Here is a 7693-nt window from a genome sequence, read left to right on the forward strand (position 1 = left end):
CACCTCCCCCGCCGACCGGGCGGACCCGCGGGCACGCGCGCCCCCGAGCCCTGGCGTCACCGCCACGATAGAAACCGGCAAGGGCCGCAGGGACCTGACGGTCGCGATCATCACCGGTGCGGGCGGCACGTTCCGCTCCAGCATGGCGGATGCTGCAACGCCGCGTCCCGGTCCACCCGGCCCTGCTGGCCGCATCCCGGAACTCCAGCCATCCCGCCACGCGTGCCCGCCTAATTACGACATGCACCGTAATTCGAAGAGCCGAACTGTTCCGCACCCAAACCTGTTGTACGATGAATCCGCAACGAATTCTCCTTCTACGAGAAGGACAAGGAAATAACGACCATGACCACTATTGCCACCGAGGAGCGTATCTCCTGGCAGCGCGCGACAATCGAGGAGCACATCCGCCAGGAGAATGCCAAGGATTGGGAGAAGGTCTACGACACCTTCCTGCGCGATAAGCGCGCCTTCTACGACGTCGTCCCGCTAAACGCCCGCTACGAAGGAATCAACGGCGTTCAGGAGTTCTACGAAACGCTCGCTCTTGCCCTACCGGACTTCATCGTCACTGTCACCGGAGAATACGACCTCCCCGGCTACTCCTGGCGAGAGGTGACCCTGGCAGGGACACATCAGGGCGAGTTCGCCGGCATCGCCCCTCAGGGTCGTCCGGTTCATTTTGAAGGCGTTGTGCTTTACATCTTCAGTGACCAGGAACCGGACAAAATCATCGCCGAGCGCGCGTACTGGGACAACGACTCGATCTTCCGTCAGATAAAGGGGGAGACCGATGCTCCGCGCGGCGGCGTGGGCCTGACTGACCGCGAACCCATCCGAACGGCCATCGCCTGACCCGAACCCGCGGGCAGAGCGCGCCCTCGTCGCGCGAGCACCGCCGTGCCTCTCCCTGGACGCGGCCCCTCCCTAAGGCCGGCAGCACCCCCGCCAAGACGCCGCCAACCAGGGAAAACGACGGCGTTCAGGACACCGGGGGCAGCTCAGGGGGCCGGGTGCAGCTCCGTGCGCAGCTCGTGGCTGCCGTCCGGCCGGGAGGCCTCGTAGTACAGCCGCCGGCCGCCGTCCGGGAGCTCGACCACGCTGACGTAGCGCAGGGCGCCGTCCCCGTCCGGACAGACCGCGACCGGCTCGGTGCCGACCGCGTGGAACCGGTCGACGGTCACCCCGACGGCGAGGCCGGTGCGTTCCGCCCAGTTCTCCGCCGCGGTGGCCCGACCGTCGTACAGGGCGACCGGCTGGGAGCCGCCCGTGAGCACGGAACTGATCCGCACGCCGCGGGCGTCCCAGCAGCCGGGCCGGGGCGCCAGCGCCGTTCCGGTCCAGGTCCAGGTCATGCCGTCCGGGCTCGTGGCGTGGCGGCTGTCCATCCGGTCCGTCGCCAGCGGGTCGTCGAGCAGGTGGCAGGAGGCCCACAGATGCCACTGCCCGCCGTAATGGACCACGACCGGGTCCTTGACGGCGAGGCTGGCCGGATCTCCGGGCAGGACGGTGCGGCGGCGGGCCGGGTCGAACGCCGCGGGGTCGTCGGCCTCCAGCAGGTCCACCCACCAGTGCGGGCTGCCCGGAGCCGCGCAGCTCACATAGAGCCGCCATGATCCCTGCGGGGTCACCACCAGAGCGGGCCGCTCCAGGCTCTCGGCGCCGAACGGGTCCCGGGGCACGACGGCGATCTCGGTGAAGCTCTCCCCGTCGGTGGAGCGGGCGATGACGACGCCGAAACCCCGGCCGATCCCGATGGGACGGCGCAGCCGATAGGCCAGATAGAATACGCTATCCACCGTAATGGCGCACGGCGCGCCGGCCCAGTACCCCGGGCCGTCACCGGGCGGCGCGACCACGGTCACGGCAGGCCTCAGTCCGGGGAGCGGTACGGTCGTCGCCACCAGGTGCTGTTTGCTCATTACCACGCAGCAACCCTACCGGCGGGGTAAGGATGACGAACGTTCCGTTCCGTTCACGCCGTCCCGCCCTGACCGCTACCATCTTGAGGTCCCCGGTCGGATTACTGGAATATGCGAGGTGCGTACCCCGGCCCCGGGGCTGCCTACGGCCGGATCCGCCCGCGGCCGACCCCAGTCGCTCATCGACCCCAGTCGTCCAGGAGCGCCCGTCATATGGCCCTTCCCGACTTCCTCGTGATCGGCGTGCCGAAAGCCGGAACGACGGCGCTGCACGCGGCACTCGTCCGGCACCCGGCGCTGTTCCTCCCGTCGGCGAAGGAGCCGAAGTTCTTCCTGTCACAGGGGCCGCCGCCGGCCCGGGGCGGCCCCGGTGACGCCCAGACGTACCAGGAGCACGTGTGGCGGCGGGCCGACTACGAGGCGCTGTTCGATGCCGCTCCGGCGGGGACGCTCAAGGGCGAGGCTACTCCGTTCTACCTCTACGACCTGGACGCCCAGAACCGGGTCAGGCGGTTCCTGCCGAAGGCGCGGATCATCGTCATGCTGCGCAACCCGGTCGACCGCGCGCATTCGAACTGGACCCATCTGTGGGCGGCGGGGCTGGAGCCGGAACGTGACTTCGTCCAGGCCTGTGCCCTGGAGCGTGAGCGCCGGGACGCCGGCTGGGCCCAGTTCTGGCACTACGTCTCCCTAGGCCTGTACGGGGAGCAGCTCAGCCATCTGTTCACCCTGTTCTCCCGCGACCAAGTCCTGCTGCTGCGCTACCGGGACCTGCGCGACTCCCCCGCCGCCACGCTGGACCGGGTCTGCGAGTTCCTCGGCGTCGAGACGGGTCTGGTGGACCTGGTGCCCGCCGAGAACGTCACGCCGTTCGTCGCGGACACCCCCGTGAACAGCGTGCTGCGCGCGGCGCTGCGCACCGGCGGGCGGATCGGGCATCACTTCCCGGTTCCCGTGCGCAGGACCTTCCGCGGTCCGCTGCTCACCGCGTTGCAGCGGCAGAAGGGCGGGCGCCCGAAGCTCACCCCCGAGCAGCGCCGCGCCGTGCTGCCGTATTTCGTCGACGACATCGCCCGCCTCGAGGAGATCACCGGCCTGTCCTACGCCGACTGGCTCACCGTGGGCCTCGAACCCGAGGTCATCGACGGGCGGGGCCGGCGACCGACGGGGCCGGCCGAGGTCAGCCGAGCGATCGTGGGTCGGCGGGCACGTCGACGGCGTGGGCGTGCAGCGCCTCCAACGGGATGATCTCCAGGGCGCGTTCGTGCGTCGAGGCCAGCACGACAGGCGCGGCGGCCCCCGCCTCGTAGGCCTGCAGCCACCGCACCGCGACCACGCACCAGCGGTCACCCGGGCGCAGGCCGGGGAAGGAATACTCGGGTCGGGGCGTCGACAGGTCGTTGCCGACCTGCCGCTGGTGCCGTAGGAACTCGGTGGTGACCACCGCGCACACGGTATGGCTGCCGAGGTCCTCCGGACCGGTGCTGCAGCACCCGTCGCGGTAGAAGCCGGTCACCGGGTCGGTGCCGCAGGGCTCCAGTTCCCCACCGAGAACATTCCCTTCATCTGCCACATCGACAGTTTCTCCCACTCGTCCGGTGGCGACACGGCAACCACCCGGATCGGGCCCGCAAGGTCGCTCACCGCAGCTGTGCGGGCAGCACGTCGGCGTGCACGATGGTGAGGGCGCTCACGGCGCGGGTGAGGACGACGTAGAGCCGGCGCAACCCCTGCAACGGCCGCGCCTCACCCGCCACGATCGCGGCGGGTTCCACCACGATGACATGGTCGAACTCCAGTCCCTTGGCGAGCGAGGCGGGCACGAGGCAGGCCCGCCCGGGTGGGGTGTCCCCGTCGAGCGGGACGATCGGCAGCCGCGCGGCGTCCAGCGCCGCCGCGAGTGCCGCCACCTCCCGGTCGGCCATGATGATCGCCAGCGAGCCGGGGTGGGGCAGGGTCCGGCGGGTGTGGTCGACCACCGCGGCGGTGAGCCCCTCCGGGGTGGTCGGGGCCGTCGTCAACGCGCCGCGCGTGGTCCGCGCCGAGATCGCCGGGCGCAGATCCGGGGCGATGTGGCGCAGGAGCCGGTTCGCGAAGTCGAGGATCTCCGCGGGCACCCGGTAGCCGCGGGTCAGCACCTCCAGGTGCGCCGTGGGTTTGCCGAGATGGGCCAGCAACGTCGGCCACGAGGTCGCGGCCCAGCCGGTGGTGCCCTGGGCGATGTCCCCGAGGACGGTGGCGGAGCCGTCCGCGCAGCGGCGGCCGAGCGCGCGGCACTGCATCGCGGAGAGGTCCTGCGCCTCATCGATGATCACGTGCCCGAAGCCCGGTTCGCTCTCGATGAGGTCCCGGGCCTCATCGATGCAGAACGCGTCGGCGAGCGACCAGCACGCCGTCCGGGCCCCGCCTCGCGGTGCGCCGGTCAGCAGCAGGCGCTGTTCGTCGCCGGTGAGCACCCCGCTGGCCGCCGACGCCAGGAACGCCGGGTCGGTGAGCAGGCGGTGCACCAGGCCCGGCGCGTCGGCCCGCGGCCAGACCGCCTCGACGGCCTCGCGGACGGCCCGGCCGCGGGCGAGGGTGCGCAGTGCCCCGTCGGTGAAGAAGTGTCCGCTCGCCTCGGCCCGGCGGCGGACAGACTCGGCGATCCGGCCGGCCAGGCGTGCCCGGGCGGTGCCGTAGCGCAACGCGCCCGCCCGCAGCTGCGCAATCAGGTCGGCGGCCAAGTCCGCGAACTCGTCGGCGCCGACCGTCCACCGGCCGACCCGGGTGTCCACGGAGACCGGCCGGGTGGGCAGGCGGATCGCCCCGTGCAACGCCCGACGGATCACCGTCGCCACCCGGGCGTCGCCCTTGAGCGCGGCCACGTCGTCGGGGTCCGTGCCACGCACGGCGACCGCGCCCACCACGTCGTCGAGGGTGCTGTGCCGCACCGTGAACTCCCCGAGGGAGGGCAGCACCGCGGCGATGTAGCCGAGGAAGGCGCGGTTGGGGCCGACGACGAGTACCCCGGAGCGCCGCAGCTGCTCGCGGTGGGCGTAGAGCAGATAGGCGGCCCGGTGCAGCCCCACGGCGGTCTTGCCCGTCCCCGGGGCGCCCTGGACGCACACGCTCACGGCAAGATCCGCCCGGACGATCTCGTCCTGCTCGGGTTGGATCGTCGCGATGATGTCACGCATCGGCCCGGTGCGAGGCCGCTCGATCTCCCGGTCCAGCAGGCCGCCGGCCGGCCCGGTCGCCTCTCCCGCTGCCTTTCGGCTTTCCCGCCGCCGGCTTTCCCGCTGCCGGGCGGCGGGGGACGAGCGGTTCGTCCTCGAACGCGGTGAGCTCCGCCCCGTCGTAGCCGAACCTGCGTCGGACCGTGAGCCCCATCGGGTCGCCCGGATGCGCCCGGTAGAACGGCCGGGCGACCTCGGTGCGCCAGTCGACGACCAGCGGATCGTCCCCGGCAGCCTCGCGCACGTGCCGCCGCCCGAGGTAGAAGCGCTGGCCGGGGACCCGGGGCGCGTCGGGCCCGTAGTCGACCCGGGCGAAGAACAGCGGCGTCGAATCCTCCTGCTCGGTGAAGCTGGCGAGCCGCCGTTGCTTCGCCAGCTTCAGGTAGGCGTTCGTCACCTTGTCCACGACCGCGTCGCCCGCGGCGATCTCCGTTCCCTCGATCTCGGCCCGCATCCCCGCCAGCGCCCGCCGGCTGCGCCGGAGGTGCTCGCGTTCCGCGGCCAGCTCCGCGTCCGGTTCGGCCACCTCGACAGTCAGATCGACCGGATCCACATCCGGTTCGGCGTTCATGCTGTCGATCACCACCGAGCGCCCCTTTCTTAAGTCGGCAAGAAATGCTATCCGGGCGAGGACGGCACTCCCCGCGTTCCTTGAGGACCGAGGCTGGCGGAGTCGCGCGTTCGACTCACATCCGGGACGGCGGGTCTATAGCGGTTCGTGACCGGATGGCATGCTGTAGGGCATGGGCGTGGATACGGGGATCCAACCCTCGGACGACGACACCGCGGGGGGCCGGCGAAGACGGACTTCTTCGTCTCCTACACCGCGGCCGATCAGCAGTGGGCGGAGTGGGTCGCCTGGCAGCTGGAGGCGGCCGGCTACCGGGTACTGATCCAGGCCTGGGACTCCATCCCTGGCTCGATCTGGGCTTTCCGCATCCAGCAAGGCGTCACCGAGGCCGCGCGCACCATCGCCGTGCTCTCCGAGGCCTACCTGACCTCCGACCGCGTCCAGACGGAATGGCGCGCCGTCCACGCCGGCGACCCGCTGGGCTTCGCCAGCAGGCTGATACCCGTCAAGATCACCAACTGCCCTCTGCCTGATCCGCATCCGCTCCGCCAGATCGTCTCGTTGGACCTGTTCGGCCTCGACGAGCCTGCCGCCACCACCCGCCTCACCAAGAAGATCAACTCCCTGCGCAAGGGCAGGGAAAAACCAAGCAAGGCGCCGCCCTTCCCTAAGCCTCCCTGGCCTGGCCCGGTTCCGCCTGTGGACCCATCACACAGTGGCCGCTCCACTATTGTCATTCGCGCTTGGCGGGGTGTCTGGCACTGGGTTCGTGCCCACCCGCGGCGGACCCTTGCCGTCGTGGTCGTGGTTGTGGTGACGACGTGGCCGCCCTGGCCGGGAGGCGATCCCGACCCCGCCCCACCATCCGGGCCGAAAATTGCTGCGATAGGCCAATGCGACAGTGTCTCGATCATGACTGGTCAGCCGGACAGCCCCTACAACAAGTACGGCGAGGCGCTGGCCGGTCTCCTCCGCACGGCCTACCCCGGCACGAAGGTGAACGTCGTAACGACGATCGGCAGCGCCCACAACCTGAACACCCTGCGCGACCCCAACGCACGCTGCAGCCTGTCGATCGTCCAGCTCACAACAGCGGTCGACGCCCGCTACGCTGTGTCGCAGTTCGCCGGTTCCCCGATAGACGAGTTGCGTTCGGTCGGACCGCTATGGTTCGACCTGCTGCAACTCGTCCTACGCCAAGGCTCCGACATCACTACCGCAGACCAGCTCTGCTCCGGAACACGCGTCGCCACCGGACTCCCGGACTCCGGAACCTTCCAGATCGGGCAGGTTCTCTTCCGCCAGATCCAGCTCGCCGCCGGCCCACAGCCCTCTGCCTGTTCCCTCACGCCTGCCACACCTGAGCCGATGACGCTGGTCAACGGCCTAGCAGCACTGCGCGCCGGGCACGTCGACGCGGTGCTGTGGTCGGGCGGAGCACCCACCGACGAAATCTACCGGGAAGCAACAGAAGGAGTAGGCCTGCGCCTGCTCCCCCTCGCCGGCTACCAGCGGGCCATGGAGACCGAATGGGACAACTTCTACCGGTCCAAGGCAGGGAACAGCTTCGCCCGCGGGCAGATCTACGGCAACCAGACCATCGGGCCCCAGGACTACCCCGGCATCGAACCAGCCTCCACCGTCGCCATACCCAACGGCATCGTCGCGACCGAGGCCACAGACCCCGACCTGGTCTGCTACACCGCCCAGGCCCTCACCAACCAGCGCGCCGTCTTCGAACGCGCACTGTGGCCCGACGACGCAGGCCGGCACTTCCTAACAAGCCGCCAGACGGTAGGGACCAATCCCGCCTACTGCCTGGTACCCCTACATCTCGAGGCGAAGAAGTACTACGAATCAGTCAAGATCCACCAAGGCTGCCCGGCATCCTGACACCGGCTGTGCGCCGAACAGCGTCACCGCCACCAGCACGACGGTCGCGATCGGGCTGACGCTCCCGGCGGCCAGCGCCGCGATGCCCGGCT

Annotated in this window: 7 protein-coding genes; 3 read left to right on the forward strand and 4 right to left on the reverse strand. The window is 70.3% G+C overall.

Annotated features, from left to right (window positions below):
• The first annotated feature begins 345 nt into the window (after nucleotides 1-345).
• Nucleotides 346-855 (forward strand): ester cyclase, encoded by a 510-nt coding sequence (locus AC08OJ_RS16805; RefSeq protein WP_476594092.1) that lies wholly within the window; start codon nucleotides 346-348, stop codon nucleotides 853-855.
• Nucleotides 856-1001: 146 nt separating this feature from the next.
• Here AC08OJ_RS16805 and AC08OJ_RS16810 read toward each other — a convergent pair whose 3' ends face one another.
• A complete protein-coding gene (locus tag AC08OJ_RS16810; protein WP_476594091.1) occupies nucleotides 1002-1922 on the reverse strand; it encodes a glycoside hydrolase family protein in 921 nt (306 codons plus the stop codon).
• Between the two features lie 213 nt (nucleotides 1923-2135).
• Here AC08OJ_RS16810 and AC08OJ_RS16815 point away from each other — a divergent pair, with 213 nt between their 5' ends.
• Nucleotides 2136-3170, forward strand: a complete 1035-nt coding sequence (locus AC08OJ_RS16815) for a sulfotransferase family protein (RefSeq protein ID WP_476594090.1) — start codon at nucleotides 2136-2138, stop codon at nucleotides 3168-3170.
• Here the strand turns inward: AC08OJ_RS16815 and AC08OJ_RS16820 are convergent.
• The 3 genes from AC08OJ_RS16820 to AC08OJ_RS16830 all read right to left on the reverse strand — a co-directional run bounded on the left by AC08OJ_RS16820 (nucleotide 3103) and on the right by AC08OJ_RS16830 (nucleotide 5723).
• Entirely contained in the window at nucleotides 3103-3495 is a 393-nt protein-coding gene (locus AC08OJ_RS16820) for a DUF2237 family protein (RefSeq protein ID WP_476594089.1), read from the reverse strand. The two genes, AC08OJ_RS16815 and AC08OJ_RS16820, sit on opposite strands and share 68 nt — an antisense overlap.
• 67 nt (nucleotides 3496-3562) lie before the next feature.
• A complete protein-coding gene (locus tag AC08OJ_RS16825) occupies nucleotides 3563-5098 on the reverse strand; it encodes a HelD family protein (protein WP_476596224.1) in 1536 nt (511 codons plus the stop codon).
• A complete protein-coding gene (locus AC08OJ_RS16830; RefSeq protein WP_476594087.1) occupies nucleotides 5091-5723 on the reverse strand; it encodes a hypothetical protein in 633 nt (210 codons plus the stop codon). The genes AC08OJ_RS16825 and AC08OJ_RS16830 overlap by 8 nt, the downstream gene beginning before the upstream one ends.
• 132 nt (nucleotides 5724-5855) lie before the next feature.
• Between AC08OJ_RS16830 and AC08OJ_RS16835 the strand changes: the two genes are divergently transcribed.
• Nucleotides 5856-7601, forward strand: a complete 1746-nt coding sequence (locus AC08OJ_RS16835) for a TAXI family TRAP transporter solute-binding subunit (protein WP_476596225.1) — start codon at nucleotides 5856-5858, stop codon at nucleotides 7599-7601.
• The last annotated feature ends 92 nt before the right edge of the window (nucleotides 7602-7693 follow it).

The sequence above is a fragment of the Frankia sp. CgKIO3 genome (assembly GCF_977946435.1).

Coding starts and splice junctions, on each gene's coding strand:
- AC08OJ_RS16805 (WP_476594092.1), top strand. CDS start 346: ATGACCACTATTGCCACCGAGGAGCGTATCTCCTGGCAGCGCGCGACA.
- AC08OJ_RS16810 (WP_476594091.1), bottom strand. CDS start 1,922: ATGAGCAAACAGCACCTGGTGGCGACGACCGTACCGCTCCCCGGACTG.
- AC08OJ_RS16815 (WP_476594090.1), top strand. CDS start 2,136: ATGGCCCTTCCCGACTTCCTCGTGATCGGCGTGCCGAAAGCCGGAACG.
- AC08OJ_RS16825 (WP_476596224.1), bottom strand. CDS start 5,098: ATGCGTGACATCATCGCGACGATCCAACCCGAGCAGGACGAGATCGTC.